Genomic DNA, 19887 nt, shown 5'->3' with positions numbered 1-19887 from the left:
ATGGATTTCATTGCTTTGCAGGTCAGACCATCAATCCCAAGACAAAGCGCCGCCTGATTGGTATTCGATGACCCGAGTTTCAAAGAAGTTACGCTCTTTTTTCAGATCAATCATTTCGCTCATCCATGGGAAAGGGTTCTCCTCGTTGGGGAACAAGGCGTCCAAACCGATTTGTGTGGCGCGGCGGTTGGCAATGTAGCGCAAGTAGCCTTTGAACATGGAGGCATTCATGCCCAGCACACCGCGGGGCATGGTGTCTTCGGCATAACGGTATTCCAGTTCCACCGCCTTCAAGAAAAGCTCATTGATTTCTGCTTTGAACTCGGCAGTCCAGAGTTGAGGATTTTCAAGCTTGACGGTATTGATCAAGTCGATACCGAAATTGCAATGCATCGACTCGTCGCGCAAAATGTATTGGTACTGTTCAGCCGCGCCCGTCATCTTGTTTTGGCGACCCAAAGCCAAAATTTGTGTGAAACCAACGTAGAAAAACAAGCCTTCCATCAAGCAAGCGAAAACAATCAGCGACTTGAGCAAGGTCTGATCGTTTTCCAATGTGCCGGTTTTAAAGTGCGGATCCATGATCGCACTGATAAAGGGAATGAGGAATTCGTCTTTGTCGCGGATGGATTTGACTTCGTTGTATGCATTGAAAATCTCGCTTTCATCGAGCCCCAAAGATTCAACGATGTACTGGTAGGCGTGGGTATGGATGGCTTCTTCAAAGGCTTGACGCAACAGAAACTGACGGCACTCAGGTGCCGTGATGTGCCGGTAAGTACCCAGTGTGATGTTGTTGGCAGCCAAAGAGTCTGCTGTCACGAAGAAACCAAGATTGCGTTTGACAATGCGACGCTCATCTTCTGTCAGGCCATTGGGATCTTTCCACAAAGCGATGTCTCGGTTCATGTTGACTTCTTGCGGCATCCAATGGTTTGCGCAAGTGGCCAAGTATTTTTCCCAAGCCCATTTGTACTTGAAAGGAACCAACTGGTTCACATCGGTTTGGCCATTGATGATCCGCTTGTCCGCTGCATTCATTCGTCGCGGCGCTGCCGAAGTCGTGGCGTGAAACAGCGCTGCCTCGGTGATGGTCGATGCATCAGAGCCATGAACGGAAGGCATTGCAGTTTGCGATGCGGGTTTAACTTGATCGTCCCAAGACAACATAAAAAATTCCAATTCTCAGATTATGAAAGCATGCGGTGAAATTGCAAAGAAGTCATTGACATGATGCAAAACCACACGCTTGAAGTGTTGTTCAATTGCATCGCACATTGCAGGCTGGCCCGGTGCGATGCGAGGTCATGACATCACTGACAAGCCTCACAGCCAACATCGTCAATGGCTGTAAATTTAACGTCTGTTGCGGGTACAGCATTCATGGCCGGTGCCGCCACCGTGGATGCCACAGCACTGCTGCCAGAAGCGGGAGAGCCGGAAGATACCGCATTGTGTGAGCCAGCTTTGACCGTGGATTTTTCAACCTGGGTGGCACTGGATGTGCGCAGGTAATAAGTGGTTTTAAGACCCCTCAGCCATGCAAGTTTGTAGGTGTCATCGAGTTTTTTGCCCGAAGCACCAGCCATGTAAATGTTGAGAGATTGGGCTTGGTCAATCCATTTTTGACGCCGAGCTGCGGCCTCTACAAGCCAAGTCGTTTCGACTTCAAATGCTGTGGCGTAGAGCGCTTTGATGTCTTGAGGCACACGATCGATGGGCCGCAAAGAGCCGTCAAAGTGCTTCAAGTCCATGACCATCACGTCATCCCACAAGCCCAAGCGCTTCAGATCGCGCACCAAATAACTGTTGATGACGGTGAATTCGCCTGACAAATTGGATTTGACTGACAGGTTGCCAAAGCACGGCTCGATGGACGCATCCACGCCAATGATGTTGGAGATGGTGGCTGTGGGCGCAATGGCGACACAGTTGGAGTTGCGCATGCCGTCTGTCTTGATTTTTTGACGCAAAGCATCCCAATCGAGGGCGGACGAGCGGTCGACCTCAACATAGCCGCCTCGTTCGCGTGCCAACAAGTCGATCGTGTCAAAAGGCAAAATGCCGCGATCCCACAAAGAGCCTTTGTAGCTGGAGTATTCGCCACGCTCTTTGGCCAAATCGGTCGAGGCCCAGTAGGCGAAGTAGCAAATGGCTTCCATGGAGCGGTCAGCAAATTCCACCGCTGCTTGCGAAGCGTAAGGGATGCGCATTTCATACAACGAGTCTTGGAAAGCCATGAGACCCAAGCCCACAGGCCGATGACGCACATTGGAATCACGCGCTTTTTTGACTGCGTAGTAGTTGATGTCGATCACGTTGTCCAACATCCGCATGGCAATCGAGATGGTCTTTTTGAGCTTGTCGTGGTCAAGCACTTTGCCGTTGGCCGTGTCTTTGAGGTGTCGGGACAGGTTGACCGAACCCAAGTTGCAGACGGCAGTTTCGGTGTCGCTGGTGTTGAGTGTGATCTCTGTGCACAGATTGGACGAATGCACCACGCCAACGTGTTGCTGTGGCGAGCGGATATTGCAAGGGTCCTTGAAGGTGATCCAAGGGTGTCCTGTTTCAAACAGCATGGACAGCATCTTGCGCCACAAGTCATTGGCCGGCAATTTTTTGCTGGGTTTGATTTCACCCCGTTCGGCCTTGGCTTCGTAGGCCGTGTAGGTTTTTTCAAAATCAGCCCCGTACTTGTCATGCAAATCTGGGCAATCTGAAGGAGAGAACAGTGTCCAGTCACCTTTTTCCATGACGCGACGCATGAACAGGTCAGGAATCCAGTTCGCGGTGTTCATGTCGTGCGTGCGGCGGCGATCATCGCCGGTGTTTTTGCGCAATTCCAGGAATTCTTCAATGTCCAGGTGCCAAGTCTCAAGGTAAGTGCAGACCGCGCCTTTGCGTTTACCACCCTGATTGACGGCAACTGCGGTGTCGTTGACCACTTTGAGGAACGGCACCACGCCTTGTGATTCGCCATTGGTGCCTTTGATGTGCGACCCCATGGCTCGCACACGGGTCCAGTCGTTGCCCAATCCCCCAGCGAACTTGGACAACAAGGCATTTTCTTTGATGGATTCGTAGATGCCATCGAGGTCGTCAGGCACAGTCGTCAGGTAACAGCTCGACAGCTGCGGACGCAATGTGCCGCTGTTGAACAAGGTCGGCGTCGAAGACATGAAATCGAAGGAGGACAGCACTTCGTAAAACTCGATGGCACGGGCTTCGCGATTGGCCTCGCTGACCGACAGACCCATGGCCACACGCATGAAAAATGCTTGGGGCATTTCAATGCGTTGCTTGCGCACATGAAGGAAATAACGGTCATACAGGGTTTGCAGACCCAGGTAATCAAACTGCAAATCGCGTTCAGGCTTGAGCGCTTCTGCCAGTTTTTTCAAGTCAAACTGCGCCAGTTTGGGGTCAAGCAGTTCGTTGTCGATGCCTTTTTGGATGAACTTGGGGAAGTATTGGATGTATTCGCCAGCCATCTGATCTTGGGTCACTTCCTTGCCCAAAATTTCCTTGGCAATGGTGTGCATCAACAATCGGGCCGTGACGTAGGTGTAATCTGGGTCTTTTTCAATGAGGGTTCGCGATGCCAAGATGGAGGCTTTGTACACCTCTTCCATGGGCACACCGTCGTACAGGTTGCGCATGGTTTCCGCCACGATCGGCTCAGGACTCACGTCAGGGCCCAAACCGGCGCAAGCATTGATCATCAAGGACTTCAGGTAATTCAGGTCCAGGGCCACGCGTTGGCCACCGTCCAGAACATGCAACACGGGCTCTTGAACGGCAGGCTCAGCATGTGACTGTTGGCTGCGTTCTTGGGTGCGGCGTTCACGGTAGAGCACATAGGCGCGAGCGACTTCGTGATTGCTGCTGCGCATCAGACCCAGTTCCACTTGGTCTTGCACATCTTCAATGTGAAAAGTGCCTCCCCCGGGTCGTGAACGCATGAGTGCACGAACCACGTTTTGGGTCAGTTGCTCTACCACCTCTCTCACGCTGGCAGACGCAGCGCCTTGGGTGCCATGCACGGCCAAAAACGCCTTCATCATCGCGATGGCGATTTTGCTGGGTTCGAACGGCACAACGGCACCGTTGCGGCGAATGATTTGGTAATGGTTCAAGGGTTGCGCAGAAGAATGGCCCGCACGATCGGCTTCGGACAAGTTCGTCTGGCTGGTGGGCGACAAAGGAGGGGTCAGATCGGTTTGCATGTTCATTTTTGTATGGGAAAAGTCAAAGATGAGGCCGATCAAAAGAGTGCAAAGCCTCTTTTGATCAATTGTGAGATTTTGTAAAAGACACTATATCTGGTGTCTCGGGGCATGGCAAGCCACTACAGGTAGTGTATCCGTCTCCAAAAGACACCACACTCTACTCAGGTGGGCCAGACCACACTGGGTAAGAGTGATGGGTCTTTTCAGAACTTGAAATGGGGCGCTTCAAGCCCCGTCAAAATGGGTTTTTTCACGAAAAGGTCAGTGGTGATGGGGCATGCAAGTGATTTTCGTCTTGCATGCCTGATGCTTTGGGGCGATGGCGGATCTGCAGATGGACGGCGATCCGATTGAAAAACTGAGAGCTACCTAGGGTAAACGCTAGGTGGGAAATTTAACATTGATTTCAGTCGATTCCAGTCAAAACCAGCACCGGGGTCTTGTTTTCTTTCGGGGGCAATGTGCTCATGCCCCGCGACATGGGCAATGGGGCAGTGAAGCTGCAAGGCTTGGCAAAGTTGGCTCAGTTGTGTGTACTGAGCCTCTTCAAATGTTTCACCCTCCAGGCCTTCCAGTTCTATGCCGATGGAGTCATCGTTGCATTGGTTTCTGCCCCGGTACTCAGATTGGCCTGCATGCCAAGCGCGGTGATCGATACTGACAAACTGCCAAAGGGTGCCGTCGCGCCGGATATAAAAGTGGGCTGACACCTCTAAACCCCGGATTTGCGAAAAATAGGGGTGAGCCTCCCAGTCCAGCTGATTGGTAAACAGCGCTTGAACTTCGTTGCCACCATATTGGCCGGGTGGCAGGCTGATCGAGTGGATGACCACTAAGTCAACACAGGCCCCGTTGGGTCGCAATCCAAAATTTGGCGAGTCCAAGCGTGTGGCATGACGGTACCAACCGTCTTGCCAAAGACCGATGGGTTCAGGGACGGGTTTTTCCAAGTGCTGGATTTGTTGGAACACAGAATTGAATAAGAACGAGAAAGACTGGCCAAGGATCAGGACGGATTGCGGTCTTGTGCCGCAGTTCGGTGATCGGTGCTGCAGTACACGCCTTTTTCACCGTTCACGGCTTCGTCTTGGGGAAGATGGATGCCGCAGTGTGTACATGCAACCATGTTGGAAGGCTGGTTTGGGCTGTCTTGTGGTGGAGGTGCTGGCGTGTCCCTGCGGTTTCGTTTGAGGGCCCAAATGACCACCAATACCAGCAAAATCAACAAAAGATATTTCATCCAACGCGCCCGATCAAAACTTCCAAAACAAAGCGTGAGCCAGCATAGGACAAGAGCAGCAGTGCCGCGCCAATGTAGAGCACCCGCACGGCGCGGCGACCTCGCCAGCCCCATTGCTGGCGTCCAATCAACAAAGTGGCAAAAGTGATCCAGGACAAGAGGGCAAAAACCCGCTTGTGGTCCCAGTGCCATTGGGTATGGGTTTGTCCATACAAGGCTTCGCCAAACAGCGCTCCCGCCACCAAGGTGGCCGTCAGCAGCACAAAGCCTGCAGTCACAAAGCGAAAGGTCAGGCGTTCCAGGGTGAGCAAAGGAAGGCCGCTGGTGGCGTCATGGGCCAGACGGATGTCGTGTTCGGTGCGCGTCATCATCCAGGCGTGGACCACAGCAGCTGCAAACATGCCGTAGGCCGACAAACCCAAGGCCCAGTGCAGGGGCAGCCAGGCCGAAGCTTGTGCGGTCAAAGGCGTACCGGGAAAGACCCAAGCCAAAACCACCGTGACGGCACCCAAACTCCCCACGGCCCAGCGGGCCTTGAGTTTGGGGAAAAACTGGGTCTCGATCATGTAAGCCGTGACCACCAACCACGCCGTGACCGACAGTGCAGGGGCGAAACCAAAACGCACCGGACCCATGAGCATCATCAGCAAACTCAGCGCGTGCAATGCCCAAGCCAGCAGCAACAGTCGTCTGGCGTGGACATCACTGAGGTGTCGAGGCACCAAAGCGGGCAAGGCATAGGTCAGCGCCGCCAATGCAGAGAAGGGCAGCGTCCAGAAAGGAGCACTCGCTAAAATCATGCCACCGAGTTTAGCCTTTCAGGCGCAGCCACAGGGGCTTCGCCAACACGCTTGACCGGTTTTTTCTGGATTTGCCCATGGCCTCCGCCCTGACCGACAAACTTTCCCGCCTCGTCAAGACCCTCAGCGGACAGGCCCGCATCACCGAATCGAATGTGGCCGACATGCTGCGCGAGGTGCGCATGGCCCTGCTCGAAGCCGATGTGGCCTTGCCGGTGGTGCGCGACTTCATCGCCCGCGTGAAGGAAAAAGCCCTGGGCCAAGAGGTGATGGGCTCTTTGAAGCCCGGCCAAGCCCTGGTGGGTGTGGTCAACCGCGAATTGGCAGCCACCATGGGCGAGGGGGTGTCGGACATCAACTTGGCCGCGCAGCCGCCCGCCGTGATCCTGATGGCAGGTTTGCAAGGTGCCGGTAAAACCACCACCACCGCCAAGCTGGCCAAGCATCTGATTGAAAAGCGCAAAAAGAAAGTGCTCACGGTCTCGGGTGACGTGTACCGCCCCGCCGCCATCGAACAGCTCAAAACCGTCACTGCCCAAGCCGGTGCCGAATGGTTCCCCAGCTCGCCCGACCAAAAGCCAATCGACATTGCCCGCGCCGCCATTGACTATGCCCGCAAGCACTTTTTTGACGTGTTGCTGGTCGACACGGCCGGTCGCCTGGCGATTGACGAAGCCCTGATGGCCGAGATCAAGGCGCTGCATGCTGAACTCAAGCCTGTTGAAACCCTGTTCGTGGTCGACGCCATGCAGGGTCAGGACGCGGCCAACACCGCTCGCGCCTTCAGCGACGCCTTGCCGCTCACGGGCATTGTGCTGACCAAATTGGACGGCGATTCACGCGGTGGTGCGGCCCTGTCGGTGCGCCAGATCACGGGTGTGCCCATCAAGTTTGCGGGTACGAGTGAAAAAATTGACGGCCTGGAAGTGTTCGACGCCGAACGCCACGCAGGCCGTGTGCTGGGCATGGGCGACATCGTGGCCCTGGTCGAGCAGGTCACGGCCGGTGTGGACATGGAGGCCGCGCAAAAGCTGGCGTCCAAGGTCAAGAGTGGCGGCAGCTTTGACCTGAATGACTTTTTGGCCCAGATCCAGCAGATGAAGCAAATGGGCGGCCTGTCGAGCCTGATGGACAAACTGCCCAGCCAGTTGACCGCCAAGGCCGGGTCTATGGACATGGACAAAGTCGAAAAAGACATTGGCCGCAAGCAAGGCATCATCCACAGCATGACGCCCAAAGAGCGCAGCAAGCCTGAATTGATCAAAGCCACCCGCAAGCGGCGCATTGCCGCTGGCGCAGGCGTTCAGGTGCAGGACGTCAACCGCATGCTCAAGGAGTTTGAGCAGATGCAGGACATGATGAAAAAGATGTCCGGCGGCGGCATGATGAAGATGATGAAACGCATGGGTGCCATGAAAGGCATGATGGGCGGTGGCGGGGGCTTTCCCGGCATGCCGCGCTGAAGCTGCCGACCTACCAGATGCCCTGTAGGTCGGTAGCTTCAGCTCCGACGATTGTTCGCTCCGGCACAGGCCCATGTCGGGGCTGAAGCCGCCGACCTACAAATACTGTTCAATACTGGTTCGCGGGCAGCGACACCAGCAGGCCATCCAGTTCTTGCGTCAGCATGATCTGGCATGACAGGCGACTGCCCGGCTCGCGCGTTTGGGCGGTGAAGGCCAGCATGCCGTCTTCGTCGCCGGTCATGGCTGGCAACTTCGCCAGCCAGTCCCCTGACACCACCACATGGCAAGTCGCGCAGGTGAGCAGCCCGCCGCAATCGGCTTGAATGCCCGTCAAGTTGGCATCGACCGCAGCCTGCATCAGGCTTTGGCCGGGCTGGGCTTGCAGGGTGTGCACCGCTTGTGTGGGGTCGTGGGGTTGCAGGTGGATGGTGATCATGTTCAAGGGGTTTTTTAAATGCGCCCGAAGTATTCGCGGCGGTGGAATTCCTGGGCGTCTTCGGCCTGCGCCATGCGCTGGTGTTCTGCCTGCTTGATGGTGCTGTAGTAGTCCACAAAGGGCTGGCCCAGCGCCTGGCACAACGCCGTATCTTTTTGCAGCGCCCGCACCGCATCGGCCAGACTGCTCGGGATGGTGGCAGCGCCTGCAGAGTAGGGCGTTTCGGTGGCGGGCGGCGCTTGCAGCTGTGCGTCCACCCCGGCCAGCCCGGCGTGGATTTGCGAGGCCATGTACAGATAAGGGTTGGCCGCCGGTTCGCCCAAGCGGTTTTCAATGCGGCTGGCGCTGTCGCCCGGCGCACCAATGACCCGCAGCATGGCGCCCCGGTTGTCACGGCCCCACAAAATCGACTGTGGCGCCATGGCATTGGGCCTGAAACGCCCGTAGCCATTGCTGGTGGATGTGCACAGGGCCGTTAATGCCGGTGCATGTGCCAGCAGACCCGCCAGCCAAGACGCACCCACATCGCTCAGCACCTGTTTTGCATCCAGTGCACCCAAACCCGATGCTGCAGCATCGCGCATGAACACGTTACTTCCCGTGGTCAATTCACAAACCGATTGGTGCAGGTGCCAGCCGCTCGACATGATGTGTTCAAACGGCGGGCGGCACATGAAGGTGGCGTGGTACCCAGCGCGGCGCAGGGCCTGGCGCGTGGCGTTGCGAAACAGCACCATGTGGTCGGCGGCCGTCAGCACATCGCGCACGTCAAACACCGCCTCCACCTGGCTGGGGCCGAGTTCAATTTCGAGCGAGATCAGCGGCAGGCCCAGCGCTTGGGCGGTGCGCTGCACGATGCGAAGCGGCTCTTCGGACCTGTCCATCCAGGCTTCGGTCAGCAGGTTGTAGCCCGGATGGATCAGGCTGACCTCGGGCGCGGGGCCGGGCCAGGCGGCGCGGTCCGGGTCCAGGTCTGCCCCATGCAACGGGTCTTTGAGGCGGTAAATGTGGAACTCAACTTCCAGCCCGCAGCGCATTTGCCAGCCACGCTCGGCCAAGCGCAACACGGCTTGCTGCAACACGTGGCGTGAATCCAGCGGCACGATGCGCCCATCTGCAAAAAAGGGCTGGCACTGCAGCCAGCCGGTTTTCTCGGTCCAGGGCAGCACATGCCAGCTGGCCGGGTCGGGCATGAGCGTGAAATTGCTGGCCCCGGCAAAGCCGGGCAGGGTCTCTTCAATGCCCGGCTCAAACACCTTGAAGGCGGTGCGGTCCGAGCTGTCTTTGAGCAGCAAGGTGCTGACCATGCCAATGCCATTGGCCAAGGCCTGGCGCAGCTGTGAAGCGACGATGGTCTTGCCGCGCACCACGCCATGCAGGTCGCACCAGCCCAGTCGGATCAGCTCGATGCCCGAGGCCTCAACCTGTTGCAGCAATTGCACGCAATCCGCTTGCCGCTCCGGGCTGTTCAGGCCGCAACGTTCGGCGAAACTCATGCTGCGCTCGTGTCGGCTGGGCTTGGCACATCAGCTGTCAAGGCGGCGTCCCAAGGCGCGCCGCTGCGTTTGGCCGCGCAGGCTTCGCGCCACCATTGCGGCCACTGACAGCTGGGGGCGATGCCGTCCACCGTGTCGGGGCCCATGCGCTGGCTGGCCACAGCCGTTTGCGCAAAGCCGGGCGGTAAGCCACCGGCCTGCACGGTCTCGATGGCTTTGAGCAAGATGCGCCGGTTCGCCATGATCACCTTGTCGCTGGTGCCCAGGTGCTCGCGGGTGCGGTCCTGGATGGCTCCCATGCTCTCGCAAGCCCACTGGTCGTGGACATTGATGTCGTCCTCGCCCATGCCGAGGTAAGTGCGCGAGACCTGCTCTTCGGGGTTGAAGCCCCAGTTGTTGTGCTTGCCCGCTTTGGGGATGTAGTCGGGCAGGGTGACCGAGGGCAGGCGCTGGTTGCGCATGGCTTCTTTGTCCACCGGCCCGGCAAAGCTGGTGAACACCGAATACCAATAGGTGTGCGTGTCGTCCACCGGCACATGCATCTGCGTGATGGTCATGGTCTCGGACAGCGGAATCACAAAGGTGTGCGGGAACAGCGCGTTGGTCACCCGCACATGGGTCAGCGCCTCGTTGATCGGGCGCAGGGCCGTCAGGCGCAGGCCCGCATCGGTGGGCTCAAACGAAATCTCGGGCTGGTCCAGCTCGCGCATCACGCGCGTCATGGGCCAGCGCTCGCCTTGCACATCGCCCGCGCTCGCGCCGCGGAACTGGCGGCCATAACTGCCTTCGAGCGATTCGTCATTGAAGAAACGGTGCAGGTACGACGCGTGCGCCGGGTCAATGCCCACCTCAAACGCCTGCAGCCAGTTGCAATGCCAAAGCCCTTTGAAGGCAAAAGTGTGGGTGGCCGGGGCGCTGAAAGCGTCGATGCCCGGCAGCGGCGGCGGGGTCTGCCCTTCGGGGCCGAACCAGCCAAACAAAATGCCACTGCGCTCGATGATCGGGTAGCTGCGTTGGCGCACCCGCTTGCACAGCGTGCTGCCGGTGGGCTCGGCGGGCGTTTCGATGCACTGGCCTGTCACATCGAACTTCCAGCCATGAAAAGGGCAGCGCAGGCCATCGCCTTCGTTGCGGCCATAGGCCAGGTCCGCGCCCCGGTGCGGGCAGTCGCGGTCGAGCAAGCCATAGTCGCCCAGCGCGTTGCGAAACAGCACCAGGTCCTGCCCCAAAATGCGCACCGCCTTCACAGGACGAATTGCCACGCGCGGATCGAGCGCGGGGTTGAACTCGTCCACCAGCGCCACGGGCTGCCAATAGTGGCGCATCACTGCGCCGCAGGGTGTGCCCGGGCCGATGCGGGTGATGAGTTCGTTTTGTTCTGCTTTCATGGGGGTCTTTGGACGGTGAAATCCGTGTTTGATCTTTGTGTGCGCCCAACGAGCGCACCCGCATCTTCAAGCAATCAGTTTAAACCGCCGCACAGGACCCACCCGCCAACAGGCGACAACAAGACCTGTGTCAAGTTGGCACACGACAGAGCGTTGCCACTGACGCAAAATCGGGCCCATGACACAGCTACTTTTTATTTACGGCACCCTGATGCCCGGCCTGCGCCTGGAGGCCCAAATGCAAGGCGCTCGTTTTGTGGGCGCAGCCCAAGTCCCCGGCCGCTTGGTCGACGTGGGGCGCTACCCCGGGTTCCTTCTGGGCGATGGCTTGGTCTCGGGCGAAGTTTACGAAGTCGATGCCGCACACCTAGACCGGCTGGATGGGGTTGAAGACATGGTGCCTGGTGACCGCGCTGCATCGCAATACTGGCGCGAGGAGGTCACGGTGGCGAGCGGCCCGCTTCAAGGCCAGCGGGTGCAGACCTATGCGTACAACCGCCCGGTGGACAGCTGCACACCCATTGAGCACGGTGACTACCGCCGCTACATTCGCGAAGTTGGACGCGAGTCTTGACCTTACGTAGGTCGGCGGCTTTAGGCCCGACATGCCTTTGATGTGCGCTGTGTCGGGGCTGAAGCCACCGACCTACAAAACGCAGGTTGTTTCATCAGTCCCGGCACGTCGCCTGGTTTCAATCGCGAATCACCAACTCACCCCGCAGCGAATGCGACAGACCCTGCGTGATGCGCACATCCGCCATCTGACCGATCAGGCGGTCCATGTTGGGGCCGCCGGGGAAGTTGACCACCCGGTTGCACTCGGTGCGCCCGGCCAGCTCGGTGGCGTCCTTGCGTGAAGGGCGCTCCACCAAAATGCGCTGCACCGTGCCCACGCGGCTCTCGCCGATGCGCTGCACGTTCTCTTCGATGGTGGCTTGCAGGTGGTGCAGGCGGCGCAGTTTTTCGGCGTGTGGCGTGTCGTCGTGCAAGTTGGCCGCAGGCGTGCCAGGGCGGGGGCTGAAGATGAAACTGAAACTCGTGTCAAAACCCACGTCGGTGATCAGCTTCATCATCTTCTGGAAGTCGTCCTCGGTCTCACCGGGAAAGCCCACGATGAAATCGCTGCTGAGCGACATGTCGGGGCGGATCGCCCGCAGCTTGCGGATCGTGCTCTTGTATTCCATGGCGGTGTAACCGCGCTTCATCGCCATCAAGATGCGGTCTGAACCGTGCTGCACCGGCAGGTGCAAGTGGCTCACCAGTTTGGGAATCTTCTCGTATGCGTCAATCAAGCGCTGTGTGAACTCGTTCGGGTGACTCGTCACGTAGCGGATGCGCTCGATGCCCGGCATGTCGGCCACGTACTCCAACAGCAGCGCAAAGTCGGCAATCTCTGAGGTGCCACCCATCTTGCCCCGGTATGCGTTCACGTTCTGGCCCAGCAGGGTGATTTCCTTCACGCCTTGCGCGGCCAGACCGGCGATTTCGACGAGCACATCGTCAAACGGGCGCGAGACCTCTTCACCCCGGGTGTAGGGCACCACGCAATAGCTGCAATATTTGCTGCAACCTTCCATGATCGACACAAAGGCTGTCGCACCCTCCACCTTGGCGGGCGGCAGGTGGTCAAACTTTTCAATCTCGGGGAAGCTGATGTCGACTTGCGGGCGCTGCTTGCGCTCGCGCTCGGCCAGCAGCTCGGGCAGGCGATGCAAGGTCTGCGGGCCAAACACCACGTCCACATAAGGCGCACGCTTGATGATCTCGGCACCTTCCTGGCTGGCCACGCAGCCGCCCACGCCAATCAGCACGCCCTTGGCTTTGAGGTGCTGCACTCGGCCCAAGTCGCTGAACACTTTCTCTTGCGCCTTCTCGCGCACCGAGCAGGTGTTGAACAAAATCAGATCGGCCTCGTCCACGTCCTGCGTGGGCTCATAGCCCTGGGCCGCGCCCAGCACATCGGCCATCTTGTCCGAGTCGTACTCGTTCATCTGGCAGCCAAAGGTTTTGATGAAGACCTTCTTGCTCATGCGGCCTCCACGGATTGAAGGGAGGGGATGAAGTTAAGGCAAAGCAAAGCACGCCAAAGTAAAGCACGCCCAGAGAGGGCCAAAGTGCAGCGGTTCATGGTGTAGATCCAGAGGCTGTTGAGGGGAAGCGCTTGGGGCGCTGGGGAGGGGGGATTATCGCTGCTACGCCGCCTTGTCCTCCCCCCTTGAGCTCAGCGCCCCCTCCAAGCTCGTGATTAAGCGGGTCTTGGCGCTGCTGTCCACGTTGGCCAATTCCACCTCCAGCAAGCGCCGCGCGTGGCGGTCCAGGGGCAAGCTTTTTTCGTCGGCCAGCCACAGCAGCAACACGGCCCAGACCAGGGCGGGGCTGCCCAGTGCTTTGGCGTGGTGCAGCACAAAGTCGGCCATGAAGGCGGTGCGTGCGGTGCCCAGACTGACCGAGAGGGCGGCGCGGAAGCTGCGTTTGCCGTAGGCCTGGGTGTTGAACTGTTGCAGCAGGTCCACCAGTGGGTTGTTGGGGGCGTCCAGGCTTTGCAGCACCAAGCTCAGTTGGGTAAAGGTGTTACTGTAGGTGCGCTGGCGTTGTTGTTGCCAATAGTCCGGTGGCAGGGCCTGCTGGGTGGGCGCGGGTGGTGGGGTGCGCACAGGCGTGGGCACTGGCGCTGACACTGGGGTGTCTGGCGGCGGGCTGTAGGCTTTGCTGATGGGCTTGGGTGAAGGCAAGGCAGGTGCGTCCGCACCGTCTGCGGCTTTGCGCAAGAAGGCCGGAATCTCAATGTCGTCCATGCCCGCATGGGCCATGCCATCGATCTTGGCGGCCGCGCTGGTGCGGCTGGAGCGCCAGAGCGCCGGCGTGTTCATACCCGTGCTGATTGGGGCCGAACCTGTGCGTAACATCATCAAGCTGGCAGGCGGTCTGCGGGTTGGCATGCTGTCATGGAGCATCACCGTGCCATGCCCCCCCACACCCGCCGCCTGCATCTGCGCCACTTGTTGCAGCAGGGGCAGGTCCTGCGCTTTTTCACCTTCTGTGCGTGTGTGCACCAAGATGAAGTGGGTGTGTGGCGTGACGAGTTGGTATTGCACGGCCAGCGCTCGCTGGCGCTGGGTGTCGGTGGTGTCGTGCAGGCGTTGTGCGGCGCACAGGCGCGGCAGCACACCGTCGGTGTCCCACAGCAGTTGTTCAGCTTGGTGAATGAGGGTTTGGCCAGACTGTGTCCAGCGCTGGCGGGGGGCAGCCAGCGGCTTGTGGCTGCTTTGTGCCCATTGGTGCACGGTGTCGCCTTGGCTGATTTCGCGTGGGCTGGGCGATTGGTAGAGCAGCTCTTCATCACTTTCCAAGCGGCACGCAATGGCGCAGGCGTGGCGCATGCGTTCGAGCAAACGGGCCACGGCTTGTTGCATGCTTTGCTGGGGGCTGACCATTTCGCAGGCACCGCCACTGACTTCGGCCAGCTCGCGCAGCAGGCTTTCGGCCGGGCCACTGCCCACGCCCAGCGCAAACAGGCGGTGGCCCGATTGGCGCACGGTGGCCACGATGTGTTCGATGTTCCAGACTTCGCCATCGGTGATGAGCAAGATGCTGGCGGCTTCCACCTGGCGCTCGTCTTCGGTGGTGATGCGGATCACGGCCTGCAATGCGCTGTCCATTTCGGTGCCGCCCAGGTCGGCCTGGAGGTTGCGAGCTTCTGAGCGCAGTCGGCGTTGGTAGGCTTCGGTGCACTTTTGCAGGCGCGGCAGCACATGCAAGGGTTTGTCTCCAAACCGCGTCATCGACACTTCGTCTTGGCTTGCGAGTTGGTGAAACAGCCAGTCCAGCGCGTCGCGGGCTTGTGCGTTGCTGTCGCCTTGCATGGAGCCTGAGCCGTCCACCAGCACTTTCATGCGCAGCGGGGCGGGTGGCGTGCGGGCCGCGTCCCAGTGGGCGGTGGCGCTGCTCAGCAGGGTGTATTGGCCCGGTTGGGTGGCATCGGCGCTGGCCATGGCAAAAGCCATGTCTTTCAGGCCGTGCAGGGTCAGCACAAAGTCTCGGTCCAGCCAGGCTTTGTCTTGCAGTTTGACCATCACACCGTTGTGGTGTTGGACCCGTTGCACACCGTGTGATGGGCTCGTGATGGTGGCCTGGGCCAAGGGGTTGGCAATGTCCAGCGACACATGCAGGCGGTATTCGGCCAGGGGGCTGGCCACGGCAGTTTGGTGCGGGGCCAGGCCACCTGGGTGGTGCTCGTCACCATAGCGCGGGGCTATTGTTGTGGGCAGGGCCAGACGCAGCATGCCGCCTTCGAGGCGCAGCAGTTGGGCATATTCCAGCTCGATCACCACGTTGTCGCCGGGCAAGATGTTGCCCAGGTTGGCGGTGTAGAGGTCTTTGCCCGAGCGCTCCAGCATGACGGGCAGATCGCCGGACTGGATGGCTTTTTCGTAAGTGGCTTCGGCTTCTTTCTTTTCGACCACGGTGCCGGTCATGCGCTTGCCGTTGAGTTCGACCGCCATGCCCAGCAGCACGCTGCCCCAGGCCAGCGGGAAGGTGTAGACGCATTCGAGGTTGTCGCGGGTGGTGTTGCGATAAACCTGGCTCAGCTTCATGCGCAGTACCAGGCCATGCAACTGGCCTTGGGCATGCACCGATTGCAGGGCCACGGCTTCATCGTTGTCTCGGCTTTTGAGGCCCATCACAGTGTGGTTCATTTTGTTTTCTCCCATTCGGTCATGACGCTGCGCACAAAGGCGCGGAGTTGTTCGGGCGACAAGCCCGCTTCTTGCGGGTCGATTTGTAGCTCTATGCCCGGCGCGATGAACACATGGCTGCGCACGCGGATGGCCCCGGGTTGGCGCTCGCCCTCGGGCACGGGCGATTCGCCACCCGCCAAGACGTTGCGGATGCGCTCCAGCGACACCCCGGCATCGGCCAACTTGCGGATTTGCATGAGCTGGCCCAAATGCACAGGCGTGTAATGCGCCGCCCGGGTCTCGCCCACAGGGCGGTCCACCAGGCCCAGCTGCATGTAGTAGCGGACCGTGCGCTTGGGCAAGTCGGTCAGCGCACAGAGCTGGTCAATGGAGTAGGTGGTGGTCATGGGATTATTGTGACATAACTGCTGTCGCAATGACTGTCTTTAATTGTGCGCGTTGATTTAGATCGCTTCAATTCGTGTTGTGAGCGAGGGTGTGCTTCATCCTGAAGACCTGTGCCATACTTTTGAGCACTCGGAGGTTCCTATGCAGATTTTGTTGGACGTTCCCAATAGCTACCTGGATGTGATGCATTGCGGCAAAGAGGACTTTCAGCGGGAAGCCAAACTGGCCATGGCCGTCAAATTTTTTGAAATGAAGCGCTTGTCGTCCGGCATGGCGGCATCCTTGGCAGGTCTGGATCGCCTGGCTTTCATGGCCGAGTTGCCGCGATTTGGGGTGTCATTGATCGATTTGCCCAAAGACGAGTTGGCCGACGATGTCCTCAATGCCTGAGCGGTCGGCTGTTTTGGTGTCCAACACGACACCCTTGATTGCATTGACCGCCGCCCTGGGCAGTCTGGACATCTTGAAATAGATGTATGTCAGGGTGTTGGTGCCGTTTGAAGTGGCCCAAGAGGTCCGTGCGGGTGGTCAGACTTCTTTCGGAGTTGACGCGTTTCAGGCTGCGGATTGGCTGGATATTCAGGATCGGCCGGTCACGCTACTGCCGTTCCTCAAAAACTCCTTGGACTCAGGAGAAGCCTCGGTCATTCAGACGGCGTTGAATTTGTCTTTGCCGCTAGTGTGCATAGATGAGGTGGTTGGTCGACGTACTGCTCGACTTTGCGGCCTGAACCTCACGGGTTCATTGGGCATCATGCTCAAAGCCCGGCAGTTGGGTTTCACAGTGGATTTGCCGCTCGCCATTGAGAACATGCGACGCCATGGCATTTGGCTCAGCCCGGCGCTCATTGAAGCAGTGCTCAGTCAAGTTCAGTGATCGGCCACAGTTGGGTCAGTTAGAAACGAGCTTAGGGCTTTATTTCACCTCTAGCGATCACTTGAGCCATAGGTTTCAGGATTTTCGTTGCGCCATGACTTTGTGCGCACTTGCCAATTTGACATCAATATGTTCCAGGACAACATCGGCATCCACGACCTTGTCTAAATTCGAGGCTTGCGGGGAAGTTGCCTTTGGCTTAAAAAACATCGGATACGCCCTCTGCACCGTTGGGCTGTCGAAGGCCCAGCTGTGGCATTGGCCCAGGAAATAGGGCGCTTGGGTCATTTCGGGGTGGGGCTGGCCTGCCAGTTCGCGGCGCTGCCATTGGCCTGAAGGCAAGGTTTGGTAAGCGGCTGTGGCCATGTTGAACAACATCTCGCGCAGGTGGGTGCAGCCGTCGGTGCCGCCCACATGTTGGTTGATGACCTTGCGCCAGCCCGGACCCATGGTGCAGCCGATGAGTTTGTGCATGTTGTGTGGCGCACCGGTGCATTCGGCGTGGGGGATGTCGTCCATGGAGGTGGCGATGTCCTGGATGACCATCTGGTTGTCCAATGTGACGCGGATTTTCAGGTTGTGGATTGGCGCATCGCCAGGGAAAAGCCGTTCATTGGGCACCTGAAAGTTGAAGGTCTTGACGTCGGTCAGTTGGGCTTCGATGTCCCACAGACCGTCTTCGCGGTCAAAACCTTGGTACACCACGGTTCGCGTATGTGACAGTTTTCGGGGGGATGCTGGGGGTAGTGCCAATGGAATTCTCTGATGGGTGATGTTGAATGCTTCAATCATATCTACAGAGGAGTCCTGAGCATGTCGCAGTCCATCCACCCCGCCGTTCGCCGCCAGACCATTGCCGATGCCTTGCGCCGCACCGCGATCCGCTTGCCCACCAAGACCGGCATCGTGTGTGGTGCCACCACCTGGACCTATGCCGAGTTCGACGCCCTGGTGAGCCGTCTGGCCGCAGGCCTGACCAGCATCGGCGTGGCCGAGGGCGACAAGGTGGCGGTGCTGGCCCGCAACTCACACGGGTTTGCAGCGCTGCGTTTTGCGCTGGCCCGTCGGGGCGCGGTCATGGTGCCGATCAACTTCATGCTCAAGGCCGAAGAGGTGGCTTACATCTTGCGCCACGCGGGTGCCAAAACCCTGGCCACCGACAGCGGCCTGGCCGAGCTGGCGCAGGCCGCCAGCAAGCTGGACACAAAAGTCGAGCAGTTCATCTGGCTGCCCTCCGAAGACCCGAGCCAGAGCGTGGCGGGCATGCACAGCTTTGATGTGCTGGCCGCTTGCACCGATGCATTGCCCGATTTGCGGTTGGGCAGCTACGACGTGGCGCAGATCGTCTACACCAGTGGCACAGAGTCTTCGCCCAAAGGGGCACAGCTCACGCACGACGCGGTGATGTGGCAATACGTCAGCTGCGTGATCGACGCCGAAATTGCAGAGGCTGACGTGGCCCTGCACGCGCTGCCGCTGTACCACTGCGCCCAGCTCGATGTGTTCTTTGGCCCGGCCATTTACATGGGCAGCACCAACGTGATCACGTCCAAGCCCACGCCCGACAACCTGCTGCCCATGCTCGAAAAGTTCGGCATCACCAGCTTCTTTGCGCCGCCCACGGTGTGGATCGCGCTGCTGCGCTCACCGCTGATGGATGCGGGCAAACTCGCCCAACTGGCCAAGGGCTACTACGGCGCTTCCATCATGCCGGTGGAGGTGCTCAAAGAACTGGCTTCGCGCCTGCCCCAAGTGCGGCTATGGAACCTGTACGGCCAGACCGAAATCGCGCCCTTGGCCACCATGCTGGCCCCCGAAGACCAGCTGCGCAAACCGGGTTCTTGTGGCAAGGCCGTGCGCAACGTCGAGACCCGCGTGGTCAACGAGGCCATGCAGGATGTGGCCGTGGGCGAGGTGGGCGAGATCGTGCACCGCTCGCCGCATTTGATGCTGGGCTACTTTCACGACGATGAGCGCACCCAGGCTTCGTTTGAGGGCGACTGGTTCCACAGCGGGGATCTGGGCATCATCGACGAGGAGGGCTACATCACCGTGGTGGACCGCAAGAAGGACATGATCAAGTCCGGTGGTGAAAACGTGGCCAGCCGCGAGGTGGAAGAAATGATTTACCGCCTGCCGCAGGTGAGTGAAGTGGCGGTGATCGGTTTGCCCGACCCCAAGTGGGTCGAGGCGGTGACAGCGGTGGTGGTGGTCAAGGCCGGTCAGACCTTGGACGAGGCGGTGGTGATCGCGCACTGCGCCCAGCACATGGCCGGTTTCAAGTGCCCCAAACGGGTGGTCTTCACCGACACGCTGCCCAAGAACCCCAGCGGCAAACTGCTCAAGCGCGATTTGCGGGTGCGCTATGCCTGAAGCTCATTGAGCCGGCCCTGTGAAGTTTCAAATGAAAGGCTTGACTTGGCATAGCAATCAGTGTGCGCATTCCGTCCACTGGGCGATGTTCTTTTTGTGGGAGCCCCGCCCTCGGGGCGATTGCATTTTGTAGGAGCCCCGCCCTCGGGGCGATGGTGGGTGGTCGGCGAGGCTTGATCGCGACGAGGGCGTCGCTCCTACAAGAAGCTGCCTGTGTTTTGTAGGAGCCCCGCCCTCGGGGCGATGGTGCGTGGTCTGCGAGGCTTGATCGCGACGAGGGCGTCGCTCCTACAAGGGCATTGCCCTGCATTTTGTAGGAGCCCCGCCCTCGGGGCGATGGTGGGTGGTCTGCGAGGCTTGACCGCGACGGGGGCGTCGCTCCTGGTATGGATTGACCTGTCAATAGGTACCGGTTGTTTTTCAGCTTTCTCTGTTTCTTTTGTCTTCTCGGTCAGTGACTGTGGTTCAGGGACTACGAGGCTGATTGGGCGACGG

The 19887-nt window shown here is 59.1% G+C and carries 16 protein-coding genes and 2 pseudogenes; 5 read left to right on the top strand and 13 right to left on the bottom strand.

Annotated elements, in window-relative coordinates; all coding sequences use genetic code 11:
• Positions 1-30: 30 nt before the first annotated feature.
• From B9Z48_RS15520 to B9Z48_RS15500, 5 genes are all read right to left on the bottom strand, one after another.
• The gene (locus B9Z48_RS15520) at positions 31-1170 is read right to left on the bottom strand and encodes a ribonucleotide-diphosphate reductase subunit beta (protein WP_089959641.1); all 1140 of its coding nucleotides are present in this window, start codon (positions 1168-1170) and stop codon (positions 31-33) included.
• A 143-nt stretch (positions 1171-1313) separates the two neighbouring features.
• Complete coding sequence (locus tag B9Z48_RS15515; protein ID WP_089960065.1) at positions 1314-4226, bottom strand: ribonucleoside-diphosphate reductase subunit alpha; 2913 nt, start codon at positions 4224-4226, stop codon at positions 1314-1316.
• Between the two features lie 368 nt (positions 4227-4594).
• Entirely contained in the window at positions 4595-5179 is a 585-nt protein-coding gene (gene ampD, locus B9Z48_RS15510; protein WP_199233536.1) for a 1,6-anhydro-N-acetylmuramyl-L-alanine amidase AmpD, read from the bottom strand.
• A gap of 56 nt (positions 5180-5235) precedes the next feature.
• Positions 5236-5469: a PP0621 family protein gene (locus B9Z48_RS22025; protein WP_108379599.1), complete on the bottom strand. Its 234-nt coding sequence runs from the start codon at positions 5467-5469 to the stop codon at positions 5236-5238.
• Positions 5466-6269: an inner membrane protein YpjD gene (locus tag B9Z48_RS15500; RefSeq protein WP_108379597.1), complete on the bottom strand. Its 804-nt coding sequence runs from the start codon at positions 6267-6269 to the stop codon at positions 5466-5468. Before B9Z48_RS15500 ends, B9Z48_RS22025 begins: the two co-directional genes overlap by 4 nt.
• A 77-nt stretch (positions 6270-6346) precedes the next feature.
• Between B9Z48_RS15500 and ffh the strand changes: the two genes are divergently transcribed.
• Positions 6347-7732, top strand: a complete 1386-nt coding sequence (ffh, locus tag B9Z48_RS15495; protein WP_089959628.1) for a signal recognition particle protein — start codon at positions 6347-6349, stop codon at positions 7730-7732.
• A gap of 109 nt (positions 7733-7841) precedes the next feature.
• Here the strand turns inward: ffh and B9Z48_RS15490 are convergent, their stop codons facing one another.
• Genes B9Z48_RS15490 through B9Z48_RS15480 form a run of 3 tightly spaced genes read right to left on the bottom strand, consistent with a single transcriptional unit; the run spans position 7842 to position 11055 of the window.
• Positions 7842-8171 (bottom strand): 2Fe-2S iron-sulfur cluster-binding protein, encoded by a 330-nt coding sequence (locus tag B9Z48_RS15490; protein ID WP_089959624.1) that lies wholly within the window; start codon positions 8169-8171, stop codon positions 7842-7844.
• Between the two features lie 14 nt (positions 8172-8185).
• On the bottom strand, positions 8186-9667 hold the full coding sequence (locus B9Z48_RS15485; protein ID WP_108379595.1) for a glutamine synthetase family protein: 1482 nt from the start codon (positions 9665-9667) through the stop codon (positions 8186-8188).
• Positions 9664-11055, bottom strand: coding sequence for an aromatic ring-hydroxylating dioxygenase subunit alpha (locus B9Z48_RS15480; RefSeq protein ID WP_108379593.1), 1392 nt, complete (start codon positions 11053-11055; stop codon positions 9664-9666). Before B9Z48_RS15480 ends, B9Z48_RS15485 begins: the two co-directional genes overlap by 4 nt.
• 178 nt (positions 11056-11233) lie before the next feature.
• On the opposite strand from B9Z48_RS15480, the gene B9Z48_RS15475 reads away from it, so the two are divergent.
• Positions 11234-11629: a gamma-glutamylcyclotransferase gene (locus B9Z48_RS15475; protein WP_108379591.1), complete on the top strand. Its 396-nt coding sequence runs from the start codon at positions 11234-11236 to the stop codon at positions 11627-11629.
• Positions 11630-11747: 118 nt separating this feature from the next.
• Here B9Z48_RS15475 and miaB read toward each other — a convergent pair whose 3' ends face one another.
• From miaB to B9Z48_RS15460, 4 genes and pseudogenes are all read right to left on the bottom strand, one after another.
• On the bottom strand, positions 11748-13085 hold the full coding sequence (gene miaB / locus B9Z48_RS15470) for a tRNA (N6-isopentenyl adenosine(37)-C2)-methylthiotransferase MiaB (protein ID WP_108379589.1): 1338 nt from the start codon (positions 13083-13085) through the stop codon (positions 11748-11750).
• Between the two features lie 720 nt (positions 13086-13805).
• Positions 13806-13928, bottom strand: a pseudogene (locus B9Z48_RS21915) (cell division protein FtsZ); the annotation flags it as partial.
• 576 nt (positions 13929-14504) lie between these two features.
• A pseudogene (locus B9Z48_RS21910) lies at positions 14505-15737 on the bottom strand (VIT and VWA domain-containing protein); the annotation flags it as partial.
• 11 nt (positions 15738-15748) lie between these two features.
• Positions 15749-16141, bottom strand: coding sequence for a helix-turn-helix domain-containing protein (locus B9Z48_RS15460; protein WP_108379585.1), 393 nt, complete (start codon positions 16139-16141; stop codon positions 15749-15751).
• A gap of 142 nt (positions 16142-16283) precedes the next feature.
• Here B9Z48_RS15460 and B9Z48_RS15455 point away from each other — a divergent pair, with 142 nt between their 5' ends.
• Entirely contained in the window at positions 16284-16532 is a 249-nt protein-coding gene (locus B9Z48_RS15455; protein WP_108379583.1) for a UPF0175 family protein, read from the top strand.
• Between the two features lie 82 nt (positions 16533-16614).
• A complete protein-coding gene (locus tag B9Z48_RS15450) occupies positions 16615-17019 on the top strand; it encodes a DUF3368 domain-containing protein (RefSeq protein WP_199233535.1) in 405 nt (134 codons plus the stop codon).
• 75 nt (positions 17020-17094) lie between these two features.
• Here B9Z48_RS15450 and B9Z48_RS15445 read toward each other — a convergent pair whose 3' ends face one another.
• The gene (locus B9Z48_RS15445; protein ID WP_233261153.1) at positions 17095-17724 is read right to left on the bottom strand and encodes a DUF2889 domain-containing protein; all 630 of its coding nucleotides are present in this window, start codon (positions 17722-17724) and stop codon (positions 17095-17097) included.
• A gap of 108 nt (positions 17725-17832) precedes the next feature.
• Here B9Z48_RS15445 and B9Z48_RS15440 point away from each other — a divergent pair, with 108 nt between their 5' ends.
• Positions 17833-19392 (top strand): fatty acyl-CoA synthetase, encoded by a 1560-nt coding sequence (locus tag B9Z48_RS15440; protein ID WP_199233534.1) that lies wholly within the window; start codon positions 17833-17835, stop codon positions 19390-19392.
• The last annotated feature ends 495 nt before the right edge of the window (positions 19393-19887 follow it).

This window comes from Limnohabitans sp. WS1 (genome assembly GCF_003063265.1).
In the GTDB taxonomy this organism is placed as follows: Bacteria; Pseudomonadota; Gammaproteobacteria; order Burkholderiales; family Burkholderiaceae_C; genus Limnohabitans_A.
This window is presented reverse-complemented; position numbering and strand designations above follow the sequence as displayed.